Genomic DNA, 20,561 nt, shown 5'->3' with positions numbered 1-20,561 from the left:
CACACCGGAAGGCCCGGGGCGGAAAGTCAGGGCGCGGGCTTGCCCGGTACGGCGATGGCGGTCACGACCAGGCCGTCGGACACCAGCCAGCGGCCCGTGAAGCCGGTCAGCTCCTCACCCTCCACCCGGGGGCCCGGGACGAGGAGGCGGGCGGTGAACGTACCGGAGGGGGAGAAGGTGAGGTGGGCCTCCTCGAAGCCGAGCCAGCGCCTGGCCAGCGGGAACCACGCCTTGTAGACGCTCTCCTTGGCGCTGAACAGCAACCGCCCCCAGTGCACGCCGTCGTCGAGCCGGGCGATCTCGGCCCGCTCCTCGGGCAGCGAGACCGCGGGCAGCACGCCCTCGGGGAGCGGCTCGTGGGGCTCGGCGTCGATGCCGACGGTGAGCGCCTCGAGGGAGACGGCCGCCGCGCGGTATCCGGCGCAGTGGGTGATGGCGCCCACCACCCCGTCGGGCCACCCGGGCGCGCCGCGCTCGCCGGGCAGGATCGGCGCCGGGGGCAGCCCCAGCTCGGCCAGGGCCTGGCGGGCGCAGTGGCGCGCGGTGCCGAACTCGCGGCGCCGCTTCTCCACCGCGCGGGCGACGGCCGCCTCCTCCTCGGGGAACAGCACGACGCCCGGCGGGTCCTCGAAGCACTCCGAGCTCGCCACCCACGACGGCAGGATCTTCTCGATCATGCGACGGGCCTCGGGCTGGGCAGGATGTGCCGCAACTGGCCGGGCGCGGTGGACCTGGGACGCCACTCGCGGGGATAACCCAAGGAGACCTCCTCGAAGCGGACGCCGTCGTACCGGGTGGTCCGGGGGATGTGCAGGTGGCCGTAGACGACCGCGGCGGCGTCGAAGCGCAGGTGCCAGTCGGCGGTGCGCTCGGTGCCGCACCAGATAGCGAACTCCGGGTGGTACAGGATCAGGGTGGGATCGCGTACCAGAGGGTAGTGGTTGACCAGCACCGTCGGAACCCCGGGCGGCCTGGCCTCCAGGCGCCGTTCGGTCTCGGCGATCCTGGCGTCGCACCAGGCGTCCCTGGTGGGGTACGGATCGGGGTGGAGCAGCATCTCGTCGGTGCAGACCACACCCTTGTCGTACGCGCGGGCGAGCGCCTCCTCCTTCGTCGCGACGCCGGGCATGCGGAAGGTGTAGTCGTACAGCACGAACAGCGGGGCGACGGTGACCGGGCCGTCGGGGCCGGTCCAGGTCGGGTAGGGGTCCTCCGGCGTCACCACCCCCAGGTTCCGGCACACCTCGATCAGGTGCCGGTAGCGTTCCTCGCCGCGCAGCTGGACGGGGTCGCTGGGGTGGGTCCACAGCTCGTGGTTGCCGGGGGCCCACACGACCTTCTCGAACCGTCCGGCGAGCAGCCCCAGGGCCCACTCGATGTCGGAGACCTTCTCGGAGACGTCCCCGGCGACCAGCAGCCAGTCGGAGGCGGAGGTGGGCCGGAGTCTCTCGACGATGCTCCGGTTCTCCTGGTAGCCGATGTGCAGGTCGCTGATGGCCAGCAGTGACGTCATGCGCCGCCCGTTCCCCGTGAACCGCGCCCGCCCGGCACGCGGCTCGTCTCCCGTGAACCGTGATCGCCCGGCGCGTGGCCCGTTCCGTGGGAGCCGGTGGCCGACGTGGGGCCGGTGGCCGGGGCGGGCCGCGAGCCGCGCGCCGGTGGAGAGGGCGCCCCCGCCGTCCCCTCGTTCGTTTCCACGTTCCCAAGCACCGCCGCCTCCGTCTCGCCCGCTTCCCGGGCGCGGTCACGAACTCGTGATCGCCGAGCAAAAGAACCCTCTCATGACCGCTCCCGGAGGCGCACCCCACCCCGCCGTGAAGGCCTCGGGTACGGCGCCCCCGGCCGAGTACGGACATACTCATGCGCCCGGCCGGGACGGCGGCGATGCTTGACGTATGACGACATTCGACAGCATGCCCCAGTGCTGCATCGCACCCCCCGACCTGCTCGAGGCGGTCGCCGGCCAGGGAACCCCCGAGGAGCGGGAGGCCGCGCTCAGGACCCTGGCCACCTCCGAGACCGCCCGCGCGCAGCGCGCGTCGTTCGCCGGCGTGCTGCGCCAGCTCAGCCTCACCGTCGCCGACGTGGCGCCCGCCCCGGGCATGGTGCGCACGGTCTACGACGTGGAGAACGGCGGCGACTTCGACCTCCCCGGCCGCAAGAGGCGCGGGGAGGGCGACGGGCCCTCCGGTGACGCGGCGGTCGACGACGCCTACGACGGGGCGGGCGTCACCTACGACTTCTACCGGAAGGTCTTCGGGCGCGACAGCATCGACGGGCGGGGGCTGGAGATCGTCTCCTCGGTCCACTACGGGACCGACTACGACAACGCCGCCTGGATCGGCTTCCAGATGATCTACGGCGACGGCAGCGGGCAGATCTTCACCAAGGGCTCCCTCACCAGGGCCGTCGACATCGTGGCGCACGAGCTGACCCACGGCGTCACCCAGTTCACCGCGAACCTGGTCTACAGCAAGCAGCCCGGAGCCCTCAACGAGTCGTTCTCCGACGTTTTCGGGTCGCTCGCCAAGCAGTACGGCCGCGGGCAGACCGCGGACCGGGCCGACTGGCTCATCGGCGACGGCATCCTGGGCAGCGCCCTGCGGGGGACGGCCCTGCGGTCGATGAAGGCGCCGGGAACCGCCTGGTCGACCCCCGGCGGGGGACGCGACCGCCAGCCGGGACACATGCGCGACTACGTGAACCTGCCCGACGACGGCGACCCCGCCAACGACCACGGAGGCGTCCACATCAACTCGGGCATCCCCAACCACGCCTTCTACCTCGCCGCCACCGCCATCGGCGGCAACGCCTGGGAGCGCGCCGGGCGCGTCTGGTACGTCACGCTCACCGAGCGGCTCCGGCCGCGCTCCGACTTCCGGGAGGCCGCGGAGGCGACGGTGGAGGTGGCCGGGGAGCTGTTCGGCGCGGAGGGGGAGGAGCAGCGGAAGGTGCGCGCCGCGTGGCAGCAGGTCGGGGTCCTCCCGGGAGGCGCCGACCACGACAGGTGACCGCGCCCCGAGGGAGGGGGCCCTGCCGGCAATCCGAACTCGATGTATCAGATGTACCATTATGTTGATACATTGGCGGGCAAAGAGGAAGGGGCCTGCCAATGTCGTCGACGACGGTGATGCTCATAGGGCTGCTGGCCGTGCCCACGCTGGTGTCGCTGTTCGGGTTCTGGCCGGTCTCCGAGAGGCGGGTCGCCCGTTTCGCCATGAGGTACGGCGTGTCCCTCACCCGCGACACCAGGCCGGTCATCTCCGCCTACCTGGCCAGAACGAGCAGATGGCGGGCCTGTGGCGGGGCGATCGGCTGGCTGGCGGCCGGCGCGTTCACCTCCGGCAGCGGCTATTACTACTTCCTGGGCGCGGCCGGATACCTCGCGGGCGCGCTGGCGGCCGAGGCCGGGACCTCCCTGCCGATGCCCGAGGGCCGTCGCCGCGCCGCTCTCACGGCGCGCGGCCCCGGTGAGAGCCTGACCTGGTGGGCGCGCTGGGGTCCGGTGCTCATCGTCGCGGCGCTGGGTGTCCACACCTGGATCTATCAGGTGTGGCCCAAGGCGGGGTCCGCCGAGGTGTCACCGTCTCGCGTCGTCCTCGATCTGGCGGGCATAGGCCTGGCCACGGCCGTCCTGTGGCTGTCGTGCCGGTTCGTCGTCATGCGCCCCCGGCCGGTGCGCGCCGTCGATCTCGACGAGGCCGACGACGGGATCCGGGCGAGCGCGCTGCACACCATCAGCGGGGCGTCGCTGGCCCTGATGTGCCTGGCGGCTCTCGACGCGATGTGGGCCATGCTGCTCGACCTCGACGCCCCGGAACCCTTCAACTGGATCACGAGCGTGCTGGGTTTCGCGATGCTGCTGGCGGCGCTGTACTCCTGGTTCGGCCTCCGCACCCGCCCGCGTCCCGCCCTGAGTGGCCCGGCGTGATCGTCGAGATCGACCCGGACGCGGCCACCCCGCCGTACGAGCAGCTCAGGAGCCAGGTCGCCGCGTTGATCCGGACAGGGGAGCTGGAGGTCGGCGCCCGCCTGCCGAGCATCCGGCAACTCGCCCGCGACCTCGGCCTGGCGGCGGGGACGGTCGCTCGCGCCTACCGCGAGCTGGAGGCCGCGGGCTACCTGCGTGGCCGGGCGGGGCAGGGCACCGTCGTGCGCGAGATCCCCCAGCTGTCCGAGACCGAACGCGCCGCCCGCCTGGCCGACGCCGCCCGCGCCTACGCCGTCGCGGTCCGCGAACTCGGCGTCGACGTCGACGCGGCCCTCACCACCGCCCGCCACCACCTCACCGACCCCGCCTACTGACCCGGGCCCCCGGGATTTCACACGGGCTGGGGACGCGAAGTCTCCATCGGGCTGCGAGCGGTGTCGGCCCTGGTCAACGCGTGGAGCATGCCCGAGGGCCGGGCGGCGGCGGGGTTCGGGCGGGCGCGGGTGCCGGGCGGTGTCCCTGTGGGACGGGTCGCCGCCCGGCTCCGCGGTCAGCCGCTGTAGGAGACCCAGCCGTACTCGTACCGGGTCCAGCCGTTCTCGTCCCCGCTGTGCCCGCGGCCGGTCATCACCTGGTTGGTGCCGCCCAGCGAGGCGTGGTTGTTCTCCCTGACCCAGCCCTCCAGCTGCCTGGGGGTGATCTGCACCGCCTTGCCCTGCCAGAACAGCGCGCCGCTGTAGTAGATGGTGTCGCCGTTCTCGTCCCCGTCGTGCCGGATCCCGGTGATCGCCTGGTTCGCCGGAGTGCGGTGGTCGTGGTCGTTCTCGTCCGTCCTGGTGCCCCAGATGTCCAACTTGACCACGGTGACCTGGACGTTGTCGATGTAGATGCGGCCGCAGTGGAACGTGGTGTCGCCGTTCTCGTCGCCGCGGTGCCCGCGGCCGACCAGCACCTCGTTCGTCGGGCAGTTGAACTTGCTGTTCGACTGTTTCAGGGTCGAGACCTGCCCGGGACGGATCTCGACCGTGGCGGCCCCGACGGGGCCGGCGGGGACCAGGGTGAGGGCGGCGACGGCCGTTGCCGCGAGCGCGGCCGGCAGAGACTTCTTGAACATGTTCGTGTCCTTCGACGAGAGCTGCGGTAAGCAGAATCCATGGTCGCCGTCACGACGGCGCCCGTCGTCCGCCCACAAGGTGAGCGCGGGTCCGCCTGTGCGGTGACCCGCCCGCCGCGGATGTCCCTGATACGTCTGCGCCATCCGGTCCGCGAGGTGCCTCGCGTCGAGGGACGTCCGCGCCGAGGCGTGCGCCTGGAGGATTCGATGCGGAGGGCTCATCCGGACCGGAGGCGGGCGGATAGCATGCGCGGATGTCCCTGGTGCATCTGCGTCATTCGGTCCGCGCGGTCGTTCTCGACGAGGACGACCGCGTCCTGCTGTGCCGGATGGTCATTCCCAAGCCGACCGGAACGATCACCGTGTGGGCGGCGCCCGGTGGGGGCGTCGAGCGTGACGAGGCCGTCCTTGTCGCCCTGCGCCGGGAACTCCACGAGGAGACGGGAATCGTCATCGACACCGACCCGCCGCATGTCTGGCACCAGGAGGTCGTCGACCCCGGACACGCGGTGGGCTACGACGGAGTGGTCAACGACTACTTCCTCGTCCGCGTCGCGTCGTTCGACCCCCGTGGCGCGATGTCCGACGACGAACTCGCCACCGAGAACATCGCCGGCTTCCGCTGGTGGCGGCTGCCGGACATCGCGGGCTACCGCGGCCCCGACGTGTTCTCGCCGCGTGGCCTGGCCACGCCGCTGGCGGCCCTGATCGCCGACGGGGTCCCGGCCAGGCCGGTGCCGCTCGGACTGTGAGCCCGGCACGAGCCGCCGGGATCTCCTCGAAGGCGTGAGGACCCCGCGCCTGTCCGGCACGGGTCCTCCCCCGGAGGTCAGGACATGGCTGCACCTGCACGACCCCGATCCCGGCGTCGGCCGCCTGAGGGCGCGCTGCCCCGGGATCGAGGCCGCCTCCCCCAGGGTGACGGCCTTCCGGCTGCCCAGATCCCTGAGCCGTAGGGAGGTCAAGGGCGCGGTGATCGCCCACCTGGCCGCCGCCGGGCTGCCGTCCGGGCGCTACATGGGCGACCGGCCGCGGATGGAGCCCGGCGGGGAAGACCTGTCCTCCCGGCTCGGCGGTGGTGGGACAGCGCCTGGCCGCCGACGCACAGCTCATCGCCTCGGTCGAGCTCGGCTGGATCAGACGTGAGACGACCCCGGAACCCGGCGCGTAGTGATACTCCGGCGGCCGGGGGCGGCCATCACCATGTCACGGGCAACGCCGTTGGGCCGCTGACGAGGTGACCGGCCCGCCAGGGGATCTCCGAGGAGGGTACGGCGAGCTCCAGGGCAGGGAACCGGCTCACCAGGGCGGCCAGCGCCACCTGGAGTTCGGTGCGGGCCAGGAGCGCGCCCAGGCAGAAGTGCGGACCGTGGCCGAAGGTCAGGTGGACGTTGTCGTCGCGGCGCGGATCGATCCCGTGGGCGTCGGCGAAGACGGCGCCGTCGTGGTTCGCGGCGACGGCCGACAGCACGACCCCGCTGCGTGCAGGGATGGTCACACCCGCGACCTCCGCGTCCTGGGTGGTGACCCGGAAGAGGAGCTGGGGAACGGCCGGGTGGGCGCGCAGCAGTTCCTCGGTCGCCGAAGGGACTAGCGACGGGTCGGCGCACAGTTCCGCGTACAGCTCCGGTCGGCGCAGCAGCGCGTGTACACCCGCCGTGAGCTGGCTCTGCGTGGTCTCGTACCCCGCCACGAGCAGCACCACCGCGAGGTTGACCAGCTCGGGACCGGTAAGCGCGTCTCCCTCCTCATCCGCCGTGGAAAGAGCGCTCAGCAGGTCGTCACCCGGCTCGGCGGCCTTGGAGGCGACCAGGTCGGACATGTAGGCGCGCAGGTTCCCGGCGGCCTCGAACACCTTCTCGGGCGGGTCCGTGACCGACAGCATCGCCGTCGACCATTCACGGAAGGTCACCCGGTCCCCGTACGGCACGCCGAGAAGCTGGCAGATCACCGTGATCGGCAGAGGGGCGGACAGCGCCTCCACCAGATCGGCGGGCGGACCGGTCCGCGCCATGTCGTCCAGAAGCCGGTCGACGACCTCCTGGACACCCGGCCGCATAGCCTCGACGCGGCGGCGGGTGAAGGCCCTGGACGCGATGCCCCTCAGCCGCGTGTGGCGGGGCGCGTCCATGTCGAGCAGGCTGTCGGGCACTCCCAGCGACGGCCTCGGCGCGTAGCGGGGGGCGCCGGGCTCCAAGGTCGCCGCCCTGCTGAACACCGGGTCGGACAGGACGCGGCGGACGTCCTCGTGCCGCGTGACCAGGTAGCCCTCCTCGCCGGACGGCAACGTCCAACGTCTCACCGGCCCGATCTCGGGGATGTCGCGTTCATCGTGGTTCCGGGGTGAATCGACGATAGGCATGCCGGGTGTCAGCTCTCTTTCTCGAGGCGCTCGAAGGCGCGGGACAGTCGTGTCAGGTAGGCGACTTCGTCTTTCATGAGCGGCATCTTCGGCGCGATCACCGTGCCGTCGTGCCCGCCGGGCTCCCGGTTCGCGTCCAGCCGGTCACCGTCGTCGGTGAAGGCGTCGGCCAGTTCCTCACTTTCCCCGCCCACACCGCTCTCGGCCACCTCGACGATCTCGGCTCCCTTGCTGCTCTCGCCGCCTTCACCGCTTTCACCGCCTTCGCCGACTGAGAACGCGCGCAGAGCCACGGCGACGGACCGGGCGTCAGCCGCCACGTCGGCCACGGGCCGCTGTTCCGCCGCGAGGTCCCGATAGGGCTCCAGGATGAGCAGGCCGTCACGGATCTCGATCACGCAGCGGTACAGCCGATAGCCCACGACGTCACCGAGCGCGTGTGACGGCCTGCTCCTCAGGTACGGCATCGCGGTCGTCAATGCCAGCCACAGCGGGTGGAGACGGCGTAGCGCCAGCCGTTGGGCCGCCACCCGGAAGGGCCCCGTCAGCCGGGGCCCCCACACACTGATCGTCGGTCCGGCGAGGATGAGCGCCACGGCCCCGAAACCGATGTAGGTCGCCGCGTAGGTGGTCGCCCCTGGCGGCAAGGGCAACGCCAGGTAACTCGTCGCCACGGTGGACCCGAGATAAAGGCAGTAGCCCAGCCCGCAGATGTCACCCACGACGAGGATGCGTATCCCCACCCGCAGGTACCACTGCCTGGCGTAGTTCTTGTACCGCCAGGCCGAGCGCAGCGTGTCCACCAGAACGGCGGCGATGTAACCGAGGAAGATCGCGTAACAGCAGACCACGAGCGCGTTCCCGCCGTAGACGGCGAGGAAGCTCGCGCCCACGTCGTCGCGGGTGCCCGATCCGAGCAGCGTCACTCCCATGCCGGCGATCGCGCAGGCCACCCCGATCAGACGGGCCCGGACGCGCGGGGGACGGTCGGCCTGGCGGTGCGTCACATAGGCGACCACCGTCCAGAACGCGGCCATCGAGCACAGGATGATGCTGAACGACAGCCAACGGCCGAGCCCGTCGACGCCCGTCAGCAGATCGAGCCGGGGGCGGACGTCCGGGGACTGCGCCACCGCTCCCAGGCCGAGTGTCACCACGTGTACCAGCGAGGCGGTGTCCGCGGGAGAGCGGCGGCGGGCGGTCAGATGGCGGACCGTCTGAATGACGATCACCCATATGATGACGGCCTCCACCCAGTAGAAAGCCTCAGTCACGTGCCCGCCCCGCCTGGGCGCCCCAGGCCCTCTCGATATTCCTGATCACGTCGGCCACGTCGGGGGGCGGCTCGGTCGCCGACACGATATTGAGGCCGGGAGTGAGGACCCGTGGGGCGAGAATCAAATCGGCGAATGCCTCCGCCTCGTCCTCCGCGGGGTTCGTATAACCGTTTCTGCAGAGAACGCTTTTTATCATCTCGGGGTCCAGGTCGGGCAGGAGCATGTTATGGAGTTCTTCGCTGCGCCACCCGCTGTCGTGGTGGTCGAGCAGCAGATGACCCAGCTCGTGCAGGACGATGTGACACTGGTGCAGCGGGGATTCACTGCGAACATAACACAGAAAATCAGTTGTCTTCGACTTTATGTAGAGACCGCACGGCGCATTACGGACGGCCGACATGGCGACCAGACGGATACGGCGGGCTCTTCGTTTTTCCACACGGCTGACAAAGATATCCAAATCGAAGGGATCGGGTAGGACGTCTCCGTCCTCAAGCTCCTCGATCAGCAGTTCACATGGTGTGCGTCGCGCCTTCTTCAATGGGGACCGTCCGGCATGTGAATCATCCTCACCTCTGATCGCGCCCGAAAAGGCTTATCGTATATCGCGTCGCATGGAAGGCGATGTACGGACAACCTCGAAAAGCCTGGGCGGATGGCCCGCTTTGTCAGGCCCTAGGCCCGGGAGCGTCCGTCCGTCGCGTCCGGAGGTGAGGAGGGAGCCGGCGAACCGGGGCCGATCGCGGCCTCCAGGCTGCGGATCGCCTCGATGATCCGGCTGATCCGCTCCCGCCCCTCCTTCGAGGGGTCGAGAAGGCGCCCCACCAACCACTGGACCTGGTTGTCCCGCATGCTCCTCAGGAGTTTCAGCTGCTCGTCGATACGGCGAACCTGGACGTCCACTCTCGCCTCGTCCTCCGGGTCCAAATGGCCGGGTTCGTAGAGGTAGATCGGGTCGACTCCGAAGAAGTTCGCCAGGGCGACCACCTTGTCAAGGCTCAGGTTGCCCGGCCGCTGCCCCTCGCGGATCATCTGAAGGTATTGACGGGAGATGCGAATACGACCTCCGGTCTGCTGCTGGATGGCCTCGGCGACCTCTCCGTAGGAGAACTGGCGTCGGGCGGCATTCGGATCCTCGGCACGCTCAGGATGAAGACGCAACTGGAACAGGGTGTCCAATTTCTCCGCCAAGCTGAGTGGTATATCAGGCGTGGGCATAGATCTCCGAAGCCGTCAGTAGCGTGTCAACCAATGTACAAGCGGATCGTCTTCCGAAGAAACCGCCGGTCACAAGGATCGGCTCATCCGATTTTCGCGTGTGCGGTGTCCGTTTCACCATCCTCCCGCTGATCCTCCTGGAATACCGGCGTCAACTGGAACCCCCAATGTACGCCATCCTCGGCCGGGACGGTTGACAATCCTCAAACCGTGCGACCAAAGTGACTTCAACTTGTCGTGAACGATGTCCGGGGAAACCGATTGGGGGTGTGAGGTCGCCGGCGGTCCCGCTCCGGCTTGTGGGCCCATGCGCGGTTGTGCGTTGAGTGAAAGGTACGAGCCGTTCACCGGCGTGCTGCTGACGTTACGGCGGCGGGCGGCATCGATCGGCATCTCGAAAAGAGATATGAGCGTGATCTCTTCCTCCTCATCCCCATCCCTGCCTCTCGGACCCGATCACCATCCGGCGCGACAGCTCGAACACCCCCTCGGTAGACGGCCGGGGGCAGACGCGTCCCGCCCGCCCGCCCGCCGCCCCGGCCCGGCGGCCCGTTCAGGCCTACCGGTCCGGTGCGACAACGGAGAAGTCGAGAAATGCTCCGCCAGAAGGGGAAAGAACCTTGGCCATCCGGAACGGAGTGACCACGTCGTCGGACGTCGCCCAGGCCGGGAGGGAAGAACCCGACGACCGTTCCCGGTCCATGCTGTCGGCGGTCGAGACCGTCCCCCTCCGTTCGCTGCTTCCCGCTGACTCTCCGCGGAGTGTTGGAGAGGACCTCCAGCATGTGCGGCTGCTCTGCGAGGTGGGCGCCGCGCTTCCTCCGGTGATCGTGCACCGCTCCACCATGCGGGTGCTGGACGGGATGCACCGGCTGCGGGCGGCGATGCTGCGCGGGGACGACACGATCCGGGTGCGGTTCTTCGAAGGTGACGAGCATGACGCCTTCGTGGTCGCCGTCAGGGAGAACACCTCGCACGGCCTCCCGCTCTCCGCCGGTGACCGGGCTGCGGCGGCCGGGCGGATCGTCAGGTCACACCCGCACTGGTCCGACAGGGCCATCGCCAGGATCTCCGGGCTGTCCGCCCGGACGGTGAGCCGCATCCGCCGCGCCGCCTTCGCCGAGACCGCCCAGCCGACGGTAAGGCGGGGACATGACGGCAAGGTGCGTCCGCTGGACAGCTCCGCCGGCCGGATCCGTGCGGCCGAGCTGATCGAGAAAGGACCGCACGCCTCGCTCCGGCAGATCGCACAACAGGCGGGGATCTCACCGGGCACCGTACGCGACGTCCGTGACCGCCTGCGGCGGGGCGAGCATCCCCTGCCGAATTCGCTGAAGCCCGCGGACACCCCTCCCGGGACCGTCTCCCGGAACCGGTCGACGACTCCTGACGCCCCGTCCACACTCGTCTCCCCTGGCCCACGCCGGGCGTCCGGATCCGGGTACGACCGGGACCGGACGTCACCGCTGGGCATCCTGATCAGAGATCCGTCGCTGCGATCCGGAGAGCGTGGCCGGCTCCTCCTGCGGCTGCTCAGTGCCAGCGCCTCGCTCACGCCCGGAGGGGAGCAGTTGATCGACGCGGTTCCCGAGCACTGCGTCGGCCTCGTCTGCCAGGTCGCCAGGCAGAACGCCGCCGCCTGGGCGGAGTTCGCCGACGAGCTCGAGCACCGGACGGCACGGCCCGGGGCGCGAGCGCGGCGATGACGCCACCGCGGACCCCGGCGCCCGGCTCCCGCGAGCACGCGGGAGTTACGGGTGATCGCGCGGGTCACGGCACGAGGAGGTCGGGAGGCGGTGTGATGTCGGGTGTGCAAGCGCTGGGAATCGGCGGTTGCACACCCGGGTGGTGTGATCGGCGTGGGCACGCGGGGATCCGGGTCACGGGCGTCCGTGCCTGATCGTCCACCCCGTGGCCGTCGTGATCGACGTCCGGGACGATCATCGCGGACCGGGGTCCTCGCGACGTCCGGTGGGATCGGACAGGAGCTCGGCGGGCAGTTCGACCGTCACCGTGAGACCGCCGTCGTCGCGGGGCCGGGCGGTCACGACGCCGCCGTGGGCCTCGGTGATGGCCCGCACGATGGACAGCCCCAAGCCGTTGCCGTGGTTGGATCTCAGCCGGTCGGCGTGAAGCCGCCGGAACGGCTCGAACAGGTTGCCGATCTCGTACGCCGGGACCACGGGCCCGGTGTTGGCCACGACCAGCCTGACGCGGCCGGCGTGGCTCTGCGTGGTCACCCACAGCCGGCCACCCGCGTGGTTGTGGCGGATCGCGTTCTCCACCAGATTCTGCACAAGCCGTTCCAGCAGAACCGAGTCGCCGGTGGTGGGCGCGGTCTGCGGCGAGCACTCCATGCTCACCCCGCGTTCACCGGCCTCCGGGGCCGCCAGGTCCACGACGTGCTCGGCCACGTCCGCCAGGTCGAGAAAATGACGGTTGAGGACGGGCCGTTCACTGTCGGCGAGAATGAGTAGAGAGTTGATCAGCCGCTCGTGCCGGGCGTTGACCGTCAGCAGGGCCTCACCCAGCCGCTTGACGTCCTCGGTCGCGCCCGGCCTGGCGACCGCGACGTCCACCAGGGTCCGGTTGATGGCCAGGGGGGTGCGCAGTTCATGGGAGGCGTTGGCGACGAAGCGCCGCTGGCCGTCGAAGGCGTGCGCCAAACGGGAGAGCATGATGTCGAAGGTGTCGGCCAGCTCCTTGATGTGGTCGCCCGGCCCGGTGTAGGCGATGCGTTCGGTGAGGTCACGGCCATGGGCGACCTTGCGGGCGGTCTCGGTGACCCGGCGGATGGGACGCAGCGCCCGGTCGGCCACCAGCCAGCCGAGCCCGAGCGCCGCCGCGCCGACCAGGGCGAGCGCGACGTATCCCTGGGTCAGCAGGGAGCGCAGTGTGGTCTGCTCGTACCGCCGCTGCGCCATGAGCACCTGTTCCCTCGGGACCAGGTAGAGGATCTTGTCGCCGCTGCCGCACCCGGTGTAGGCGGGGGGCACGCAACGCGGGGAGGGCGCCAGGACCGCGAGCTGCTCCCGCAGGCCGGCGCGCATCAGCAGGTAGGTCACCCCCAGCAGTGCGACGCCGGCGACGAGGAACATGCCGCTGTAGAGCAGGGTGAGCCGCATCCGGATGGTGAGCCTCATCGGATCCTGTATCCCACCCCGGGGACGGTCTCGATGACCGCCGGGTCGCCGAGCTTGCGGCGGAGTTTCACCAGGGTGACCCGTACCGTGTTGGTGAAGGGGTCGATGTGCTCGTCCCAGACCTTCTCCAGGAGCGTCTCGGTGGAGACGACCGCGCCGTCGGCGCGCAGGAGTTCGGCGAGCACCCCGAACTCCTTGCGAGCCAGTGGCACGTACCGGCCGTCCCGATAGGCCTCCCTCCGGGCCGGGTCGAGCCGCAGCCCGGCCCGTTCCAGCGTGGGGGGAACGGCGAGCCGGCTGCGGCGGCCCAGGGCGTGCACCCTGGCGGCCAGTTCCTCGAAGGCGAAAGGCTTGGTGAGGTAGTCGTCGGCGCCGAGCGCCAGCCCGGCCACCCGGGAGCGCACGTCACTCGCCGCGGTGAGCATCAGCACCCGGACGGGCGAGCCGGAACCGGCCAGCAGACGGCATACCTCGTCCCCGTGCACACCGGGAAGATCACGATCGAGCACGAGCACGTCGTAGTCGTTGACGGCGAGCCGGTCCAGGGCGGTGTCGCCGCCGTAGACGACGTCCACGGCCAGGGCGTGGGCCCGCAGTCCCTCCGCGACCGAGTCGGCGATCATCCGCTCGTCCTCGGCGATAAGTACGCGCACTCGCATTCCTCCGAACCGGCACCCGTGTTCCTCTCGGACAAACCCCGGCGCACGGGCGTGTCACGGCCATTGTCACCTGGACGACCTAACGCCGACGTAACCACAGACGGTTACGTCGGCGTTATCCGTTGTTGGCTGTACTACCGCACTGATGCCGGGAAACACCTGGCGCGACAGCGGGGTGACCTATTGCACGCCCACGATTTCCGAACGCTTTTCAGCCTTTCCACGTCCGCCGCCGGTTCGACCGACGTCCGGCCGGATCCCGTGTTCTCTCGGCCGCGTGGAGTCCTCGGGCCGCGCCCCGGCGCGAAACGTCACGCGCTGTTCCTGACCGTTCTGGCGTTGGCCGTGGCACTGCGGGTGGTCACCATGCTGGGATACCGGCCGGCCTGGCTTTTCTACGGCGACTCCTACGCCTATCTGGACGCTGCCGAACGTCTGCGCCCGTTATGGGGATTCCAGCCCAGCGGTTATCCGATGCTTTTGTGGGCGCTGCGGCCCTTTCACAGCCTGGCCGTGGTCACCGCGTTCCAGCACCTGCTCGGGCTGGGTGTCGGAGTGATGATCTACGCGCTGCTGCGCCGTATGTCGCTGCCCGCCTGGGGCGCGACGCTCGCCACCGTCCCGGTGCTGCTCAACGCGTCGTTCCTGGCGCTGGAGCACAGCGTGCTGTCCGACACGATGTTCGTCTTCCTGGTCGTCTCCGCGGTCACCGCGCTGATGTGGTCGCCGCGTCCGTCGGCGTGGCAGGTCGCCTCGGCCGGTCTGCTGCTGACAGCGGCGGCGCTCACCCGGACGATCGCGGTCCCGCTGATCGTCCTGGTGGCGGCGTACCTGCTGGCCCGCCGTGTCGGCTGGCGGAGGCTGTGTGTGCTCACGGTGGTCACCGCCCTTCCCCTGGCGCTCTACGCCGGCTGGTACGGCAGACACCACGGCCGGTTCGGCCTGGTCGGCGGGGACGGTGTCGCGCTGTGGGCACGGACGATGACCTTCGCCGACTGTGAGGTCGTCAGGCCGCCGCGCAGACTCGCCCCCCTGTGTCCGAACGGCTCACGGCAGGACGCCGCCTCCGAGTATGTCTGGGCGGCCGATTCGGCGATCAACCGGATGCCGGGTGGGTTCGGCAACAACGACCTGGCCCGGGAGTTCGCCGTGCGCGCCATCGCGGCTCAGCCGTTCGACTACGTGCGTTCGGTCGTCGGCGACACCCTGCTCGCCTTCGCCTGGACCCCCGTGCCTCACCCCAAGCGGGTTAGACCGGCCTTCGGCTTCGTCGAAGGGAACTGGCCGCTACGCGACGACCCGGCGGTGAGGCGGATCGTCCACACCTACGACCCGGCGGTGAACGGTGTTCGTTCCGTCGCCCCCTACGCCGGTTTCCTGTCGGCCTACCAGTATCCGGCTTACGTCCGGGGGCCGATGCTCGCCGCGTTGCTGCTGCTGGGCGCGCTGGGAGTGTGGCGCGGAGCACCGTCGCCCGGCACGCCGGGAGTTCCGGGAGTTCCGGGAGCGCGGCGGGCGACGCTGTCGCCGGGGGCGCGGGGAACGCGGCGCAGGGCGCTGCTTCCCCTGGGAACGGCGGTGTTCCTGCTGGTGGCGCCGGTGGCCGTCCTGGACTTCGACCATCGCTACGTGCTGCCGGTCATCCCCCTGGCCTGTCTGGCCGCCGCGCTCGGCGTCGCCGGCGCCCGCGGGCCCCGCCAGGGCGTGGACAGCACCGGCCGTGGACGATGGAAATGGAGTGAACGCGTAATGAGCAGACTGGTTCGAGCACACCGGGGCATTCGCGCGGAACCGCTCGATTAAGCGGGATCGTCATGGCCAGAGCAGGGCAGAGCAGATCGCGCATCGCGCATCCGAGGGATCACATCGCGCTGGGAACGCTGGTCTCGATGTTCCCGCCCTCGATGGTGAGAGCCGCCGTCGAGCAGGCGGGGGCGAAGGAACGGCGGTCGCGAACCCTCACCGCACAGCTGGTCACCTACTACGTTCTGGCGTGCGTGTTGTGGCACGAGCACTCCCACGAGGAGGTGTGGGCACGACTCACCATGGGGCTGGCCTGGCTGAACAACACCCGCCTCGGCGACGATGTCCGCCCGCCGGTCTCCTCGTCGATATCGGACGCCAAACACCGGCTGGGCAGCGAGCCGCTGACATTGCTGCTGAAGTACGCGGCCGTCCCGCTCCTCGGGGACGCGGCCGGGCGCTGGCGAGACCGTGCGGTGGTGGCGGTCGACGGATTCGGACTGCGCGCCCAGCCCACGAAGGCCAACCAGGAGCGGCTGAGCGGTCCTCCCAGCGACACCGGTACCGAGGCGTTTCCTCAGGTCCGGGTAATGGTGGGGGCTGACTGCCGGACGGGGACGATCGCGGCCGCGCGGGTCGAGGGCCACACCGCCGATGAGAGCGCGTCGTTCCGCAGGCTGGTCGCCGCCTTCGGGCCGGGCACCGTGCTGGCCGTCGCTCCCCGGCTCTTCTCCCCGGCTCACCACTCGGCCGCGACGGCCCGGGGGGCCGCCCTGATCTCGCTCGCCCCACGGTCCGTTTCCTTCCCGGTCGTCGCGCCCCTGCCGGACGGGTCGTGGATCTCCCACCTCGGATCGCCCCCGGGCCGGACCGGAAGGCCCGTACGGGTACGGGTGGCGGGACATGGTCCCGGCACGGAAGAGGGCCACCTGGTCAGCAGCGTCCTGGACCCGGACGAGGCGAGCGCGGCCGAACTGGCCGACACCTACGCGAGCAGGTGGAGCTCCCGGTCGTTTCTCACCTGTCTCCGACCCGGCGGGCAGGCGGACACGGAGATCGTGCTGCGCTCCAAGAGGCCCGACGGCGCCTTCCAGGAGGCCTGGGCGGCTCTCGCGGTCTACCAGGGGCTGCGGACGATGATCGTGAAAGCCCAGGCCGCCGGGATCCACACCGTGGCCGACCGCCTTCTCTGAGAAGGCGGAGCGCCGTTCTCGGCGCCGGCTTTCCCAGCGCGACCTGGCTTCGCGACGCGCCAGGCTTCGTGATGCGGAGAGGCGCGGCGCGGGAATTCTTTCACCACCGGCGGACATGGGCGCGGGCATTGGTCATGAGCATTGGTGGAAGGCGCCGACGCTGAGCATCGTCGCCGAAAAGAAGAGAACGTGTCTCGCCCGAGAGGTGCGTTTCCCGGCACCTTCCGGCCGGACACACCCCATGCTGGCGGTGCGCCATTGAATGGCTACAGAGCGTATGTGCCGTTAACCGAGCAGCCCCGCTTTTTTTGAAGAACGACCAGTTTGGGGAACGGCCCGATAAAAGGTATTTCCTATCATACAGATAGGTATTGCATGAAGTGTTTAAGGCTGTTGCCATCACTTCTCCGCATAAGTTAATAATTCCCTCGTACAAATCAATGTCCCTGACAGGAAAGGTGATTTCATGTACGCCAGGATCGAAGCGCTGGGAAGCAGCCTTCTCAGCCGGTTCGTGCCCAAGACCGACGCCCAGGCCTGCGGCTGGTACAGCTGGAGTGCCTGCTGGCAGTGCGCGGGTTCCCCGTGTTCCGTGAACACCTGCAACGGCGAGCTCCGCTGCAGGTAGTCACCACATAGCCCGGGGAGTATCCGCTTTCAGGACTCGACGCTGACGCGGATATTCCCCGGGCCCGGCCCCTTGCGACCCACCGTAAGCGCGGAGAAAATTTCGGTGCAATACATAGCGATCGGCATGCGGCTTCTGATCGGCGTCGTCTTCCTGGCCTCGGCCGTCAGTAAGATCATGGGACGGCGGGCCTTCGGTGACTTCACGACCTCATTGGGTGGCATGCGGATAATGCCACCTTCCCTGTGGCGGCCGGCAGCGATTCTTGTAATAGCCTCGGAGTTCGCCGTCTGTGGCCTGCTGGCGTTTCCCGGGCCATTCACGGCCCTGGCGGGTTTCCTCCTCGCGGCGGGATTGCTGGCCGTTTTCACGGTCGCCGTCGCGACGGCGGTCCACCGGGGAGTCCGCGCACCGTGCCGGTGCTTTGGGGGGGCGGCGTCCCCCCTCGGCCCCCGGCAGATCACCCGCAACCTGATCCTCGTTCTCTGCGCCGTCGTGGGTGCCGTGACCGCACCGATGACCGGTCCCCTGGCTCCGGCCGGTACGGCCGTGGCCGTGTTCGGCGGTCTGGTCTGGGGAGGCCTGGCCGTCGTGAGCGACGAGATCCTCGACCTGTTCCACCCCATCGACAAGGCACCGGGCCTCGCCCGCGACAGCCGATAACTGAGAAGAGGAGAGCAGCAATGGCCATTGTTGTCGTGGCGATGACGCTCGTGGGAATGCTCTGTGCCGTCAACCTGATCCTTACGGTGGGAGTGATCAAACGGCTGCGCGAGCACTCCGGCCTTCTGTCCGGGATGAGCGGTCCCCCCACGATCCCGGTGGGCAAGGAGATCGGCGGGTTCCTGACGTCCACGGTGGACGGCGAGCTGCTGAGTGACGGCCTCATGTCCGATGACAGCCTGGTGGCGTTCTTCTCCCCCGGGTGCGGGCCGTGCAAGACAACGGTTCCGGCGTTCGTGGAGTATGCGAGGAAGCTGCCCGGCGGGCGGGATCGGCTACTGGCCGTCGTGGTCGGCGACCCTGACGAGGCCGCCGGGTTCGTCGGTGACCTGAACCCGGTGACCCGGGTGGTGGTCGAGAACGCCGAGGGCGCATTGAGCACCGCGTTCAAGACGAAGGCGTACCCGACCTTGGTAAGGGTCGGCACGAGAGCCGACGGCCGGCTCGTGGTCACGGCGAACGATGTGAATCTCGGGCATCCTGTCACCACCGCATGAGCGACGTACCGGAGACCGGGCATACCCACGTCACCACGGACACCGGGGACGACACGCCACACCAGGGGCGGAACGTCGGGCCAGGCGCCGGGGACGTCATGCCGCGACACGGGCGGGCGGAGACGCGATCGACGGCACGGCAGATCTTCGCCGCCTGTTCCCTGGCCGCCGAGGCGGCTCCCGGCGCCCTGGCCCTGTACGTGACGCTGACGCTGGCCACGGGAGCGTTTCCGGTGGTGACCGCCTGGCTGACCAAGTCGGTGCTGGACGGCGTCATCGGCGGCGCACCGCCGGGAACGCTGATCACGCTCGGTGCGGGCCTCGCGGCGACCGGCGTCGCCGTCGGGGTGATACCGCAGATGACCAAGTACCTTCAGGCGCAGATGGATCGGAAGGTGGGATTGCTCGCGCAGGACCATCTGTTCGCGGCGACCGAGGGCTTCGTCGGGCTGGGCAACTTCGAGGACCCGCCCTTCCTGGACCGGATAAGGCTCGCGCAGCAGTCCGGGGGGGCGATTCCCAACAGGGCCGTCGACGGGCTGCTGAGCATCTCGCAGTCGGCTGTCACCATCACCGGCTTCACCGGCTCGCTGTTCCTCCTCAGCCCGGTGATGACCGTACTGGTCCTGGCGTCGGGGGTGCCGACGCTGGCCGCTCAGCTCATGTTGTCACGGCGGCGAGCACGGATGATCTGGGACATCGGCCCGGTCGAGCGGCGGGAGATGTTCTACAGCGACCTGCTGACCAGCGTGCGGGCGGCCAAGGAGATCCGGCTGTTCGGCATCGGGGCCTTCTTCCGCGGGCGGATGCTGGACGAACGCGGTACCGCCAACGCCGCCAGGCAAGCCATGGACAGACGCGAGGTCTGCACGCAGTCCTTGCTGGGACTGACCGGCGCACTGGTGTCGGGCGGCGGGCTGCTGTGGGCGGTGAACGCCGCCGGCTCAGGAGGCCTGTCCGTCGGCGATATCACGATCTTCATAGCGGCGGTCGCCGGTGTCCAGGGCGCCCTGGGCACGCTGGCGGATGCGATGGCGCGCACCCACCAGGCGTTACTGCTGTTCGACCACTACCTGACGGTGATCGCCACTCGCTCCGACCTCCCGGTGGCCCGGAATCCACGCGTCCTGCCGGAACTGCGGGAAGGCATCGAGTTTCGCGACGTGTGGTTCCGCTACTCCGATTCCCACCCGTGGATCCTGCGCGGAGTCGACCTGCACATTCCTCACGGCAGGGCGACGGCACTGGTCGGGCTCAACGGTGCGGGGAAGTCGACCTTGGTGAAGCTGCTGTGCCGTTTCTACGATCCGACCCGCGGCGCGATCCTGTGGGACGGCGTCGATCTGCGCGACGTCGACGCCGCCGAGCTGAGAAAACGAATCGGCGCGGCGTTCCAGGATTACATGGAATACGACCTGACCGCGGCGGAGAACATCGCCCTCGGCGATCTGGATGCGCTGGGGAACCACGAGCGGATTCAGCGATCCGCGAAGTACGCCGGCATCCACGACAAGATCATGGAATTGCCCCGGGGATACGACTCCCTGCTGTCGAGAGTGTTCTTCATGGAGTCCGAGAAGGATGATCCGGACACCGGCGTGGCGTTCTCGGGCGGACAGTGGCAGCGGCTCGCCTTGGCACGCGCGTTCCTGCGTGACAACCGTGAACTCATGATCCTCGATGAGCCCTCGTCCGGGCTCGACGCCCAGGCCGAGCACGAGATGCACACCGCCCTTAGACGGCATCGTGGCCGGCGGACCAGCCTGCTCATCTCGCATCGGCTCGGTGCCGTGCGTGAGGCGGACCTCATCGTCGTGCTCTCCGGCGGCCGCGTCATCGAGCAGGGCGACCACTCCGCGCTGATGACCGGGGCCGACGAATACGCCCGGCTGTTCACATTGCAGGCGTCCGGATACCAGACCGGCGCGCGGGACGAGACGGCGCCGACGGGAGGAACGCGATGACACCCGGCACACAGCGGGACGAGACGGCGTCGGCCGGATCCGGATCCGAACCACTTCTCCCGCCGCTCCCGCGGATCCCGCCGTCCGGCGGCCCTCCGGGCAGGGCGCG

21 protein-coding genes are annotated in these 20,561 nt (G+C 69.6%); 12 read left to right on the top strand and 9 right to left on the bottom strand.

What is annotated here, in order from left to right:
* Positions 1-26: 26 nt before the first annotated feature.
* The gene (locus ACFYWM_RS26665; protein WP_389918501.1) at positions 27-677 is read right to left on the bottom strand and encodes a 4'-phosphopantetheinyl transferase; all 651 of its coding nucleotides are present in this window, start codon (positions 675-677) and stop codon (positions 27-29) included.
* Positions 674-1,513, bottom strand: coding sequence for a metallophosphoesterase family protein (locus tag ACFYWM_RS26660; protein ID WP_389918498.1), 840 nt, complete (start codon positions 1,511-1,513; stop codon positions 674-676). Before ACFYWM_RS26660 ends, ACFYWM_RS26665 begins: the two co-directional genes overlap by 4 nt.
* A gap of 382 nt (positions 1,514-1,895) precedes the next feature.
* Between ACFYWM_RS26660 and ACFYWM_RS26655 the strand changes: the two genes are divergently transcribed.
* The 3 genes from ACFYWM_RS26655 to ACFYWM_RS26645 all read left to right on the top strand — a co-directional run bounded on the left by ACFYWM_RS26655 (position 1,896) and on the right by ACFYWM_RS26645 (position 4,305).
* Entirely contained in the window at positions 1,896-3,011 is a 1,116-nt protein-coding gene (locus tag ACFYWM_RS26655) for a M4 family metallopeptidase (protein ID WP_389918495.1), read from the top strand.
* A 101-nt stretch (positions 3,012-3,112) separates the two neighbouring features.
* Positions 3,113-3,931: a hypothetical protein gene (locus tag ACFYWM_RS26650; RefSeq protein ID WP_389918492.1), complete on the top strand. Its 819-nt coding sequence runs from the start codon at positions 3,113-3,115 to the stop codon at positions 3,929-3,931.
* On the top strand, positions 3,928-4,305 hold the full coding sequence (locus ACFYWM_RS26645) for a GntR family transcriptional regulator (protein WP_389918489.1): 378 nt from the start codon (positions 3,928-3,930) through the stop codon (positions 4,303-4,305). The genes ACFYWM_RS26650 and ACFYWM_RS26645 overlap by 4 nt, the downstream gene beginning before the upstream one ends.
* A gap of 176 nt (positions 4,306-4,481) precedes the next feature.
* Here the strand turns inward: ACFYWM_RS26645 and ACFYWM_RS26640 are convergent, their stop codons facing one another.
* The gene (locus ACFYWM_RS26640; RefSeq protein ID WP_389918486.1) at positions 4,482-5,045 is read right to left on the bottom strand and encodes a hypothetical protein; all 564 of its coding nucleotides are present in this window, start codon (positions 5,043-5,045) and stop codon (positions 4,482-4,484) included.
* A gap of 254 nt (positions 5,046-5,299) precedes the next feature.
* Between ACFYWM_RS26640 and ACFYWM_RS26635 the strand changes: the two genes are divergently transcribed.
* On the top strand, positions 5,300-5,797 hold the full coding sequence (locus ACFYWM_RS26635) for an NUDIX domain-containing protein (RefSeq protein WP_389918483.1): 498 nt from the start codon (positions 5,300-5,302) through the stop codon (positions 5,795-5,797).
* A gap of 34 nt (positions 5,798-5,831) precedes the next feature.
* Positions 5,832-6,191 (top strand): hypothetical protein, encoded by a 360-nt coding sequence (locus tag ACFYWM_RS26630; protein ID WP_389918481.1) that lies wholly within the window; start codon positions 5,832-5,834, stop codon positions 6,189-6,191.
* A 52-nt stretch (positions 6,192-6,243) separates the two neighbouring features.
* Here the strand turns inward: ACFYWM_RS26630 and ACFYWM_RS26625 are convergent, their stop codons facing one another.
* The 4 genes from ACFYWM_RS26625 to ACFYWM_RS26610 form a co-directional block, all read right to left on the bottom strand.
* Positions 6,244-7,407, bottom strand: coding sequence for a cytochrome P450 (locus ACFYWM_RS26625; RefSeq protein ID WP_389918478.1), 1,164 nt, complete (start codon positions 7,405-7,407; stop codon positions 6,244-6,246).
* 8 nt (positions 7,408-7,415) lie between these two features.
* Positions 7,416-8,681, bottom strand: a complete 1,266-nt coding sequence (locus ACFYWM_RS26620; protein ID WP_389918475.1) for an MAB_1171c family putative transporter — start codon at positions 8,679-8,681, stop codon at positions 7,416-7,418.
* A complete protein-coding gene (locus ACFYWM_RS26615; protein ID WP_389918472.1) occupies positions 8,674-9,225 on the bottom strand; it encodes a hypothetical protein in 552 nt (183 codons plus the stop codon). The genes ACFYWM_RS26620 and ACFYWM_RS26615 overlap by 8 nt, the downstream gene beginning before the upstream one ends.
* Positions 9,226-9,359: 134 nt before the next feature.
* The gene (locus ACFYWM_RS26610) at positions 9,360-9,875 is read right to left on the bottom strand and encodes a helix-turn-helix domain-containing protein (RefSeq protein ID WP_389918469.1); all 516 of its coding nucleotides are present in this window, start codon (positions 9,873-9,875) and stop codon (positions 9,360-9,362) included.
* 665 nt (positions 9,876-10,540) lie between these two features.
* Between ACFYWM_RS26610 and ACFYWM_RS26605 the strand changes: the two genes are divergently transcribed.
* A complete protein-coding gene (locus ACFYWM_RS26605) occupies positions 10,541-11,608 on the top strand; it encodes a ParB/RepB/Spo0J family partition protein (RefSeq protein ID WP_389918466.1) in 1,068 nt (355 codons plus the stop codon).
* 234 nt (positions 11,609-11,842) lie between these two features.
* Here the strand turns inward: ACFYWM_RS26605 and ACFYWM_RS26600 are convergent, their stop codons facing one another.
* Both ACFYWM_RS26600 and ACFYWM_RS26595 read right to left on the bottom strand, forming a co-directional pair.
* Positions 11,843-13,045: a sensor histidine kinase gene (locus ACFYWM_RS26600; RefSeq protein ID WP_389918463.1), complete on the bottom strand. Its 1,203-nt coding sequence runs from the start codon at positions 13,043-13,045 to the stop codon at positions 11,843-11,845.
* Positions 13,042-13,698: a response regulator transcription factor gene (locus ACFYWM_RS26595; RefSeq protein WP_389918460.1), complete on the bottom strand. Its 657-nt coding sequence runs from the start codon at positions 13,696-13,698 to the stop codon at positions 13,042-13,044. Before ACFYWM_RS26595 ends, ACFYWM_RS26600 begins: the two co-directional genes overlap by 4 nt.
* A gap of 351 nt (positions 13,699-14,049) precedes the next feature.
* Here ACFYWM_RS26595 and ACFYWM_RS26590 point away from each other — a divergent pair, with 351 nt between their 5' ends.
* From ACFYWM_RS26590 to ACFYWM_RS26565, 6 genes are all read left to right on the top strand, one after another.
* Positions 14,050-15,507: a hypothetical protein gene (locus ACFYWM_RS26590; protein WP_389918879.1), complete on the top strand. Its 1,458-nt coding sequence runs from the start codon at positions 14,050-14,052 to the stop codon at positions 15,505-15,507.
* A gap of 11 nt (positions 15,508-15,518) precedes the next feature.
* Positions 15,519-16,640, top strand: a complete 1,122-nt coding sequence (locus tag ACFYWM_RS26585) for a transposase domain-containing protein (RefSeq protein ID WP_389918457.1) — start codon at positions 15,519-15,521, stop codon at positions 16,638-16,640.
* Positions 16,641-17,106: 466 nt separating this feature from the next.
* On the top strand, positions 17,107-17,268 hold the full coding sequence (locus ACFYWM_RS26580; protein ID WP_389918454.1) for a hypothetical protein: 162 nt from the start codon (positions 17,107-17,109) through the stop codon (positions 17,266-17,268).
* Between the two features lie 105 nt (positions 17,269-17,373).
* On the top strand, positions 17,374-17,931 hold the full coding sequence (locus tag ACFYWM_RS26575) for a MauE/DoxX family redox-associated membrane protein (RefSeq protein ID WP_389918452.1): 558 nt from the start codon (positions 17,374-17,376) through the stop codon (positions 17,929-17,931).
* 20 nt (positions 17,932-17,951) lie between these two features.
* The gene (locus tag ACFYWM_RS26570) at positions 17,952-18,488 is read left to right on the top strand and encodes a hypothetical protein (RefSeq protein WP_389918449.1); all 537 of its coding nucleotides are present in this window, start codon (positions 17,952-17,954) and stop codon (positions 18,486-18,488) included.
* Entirely contained in the window at positions 18,485-20,452 is a 1,968-nt protein-coding gene (locus ACFYWM_RS26565) for an ABC transporter ATP-binding protein (protein ID WP_389918446.1), read from the top strand. The genes ACFYWM_RS26570 and ACFYWM_RS26565 overlap by 4 nt, the downstream gene beginning before the upstream one ends.
* Positions 20,453-20,561: the final 109 nt, after the last annotated feature.

The organism is Streptosporangium sp. NPDC002721 (assembly GCF_042888905.1).
GTDB lineage: Bacteria > Actinomycetota > Actinomycetes > Streptosporangiales > Streptosporangiaceae > Streptosporangium.
This window is presented reverse-complemented; position numbering and strand designations above follow the sequence as displayed.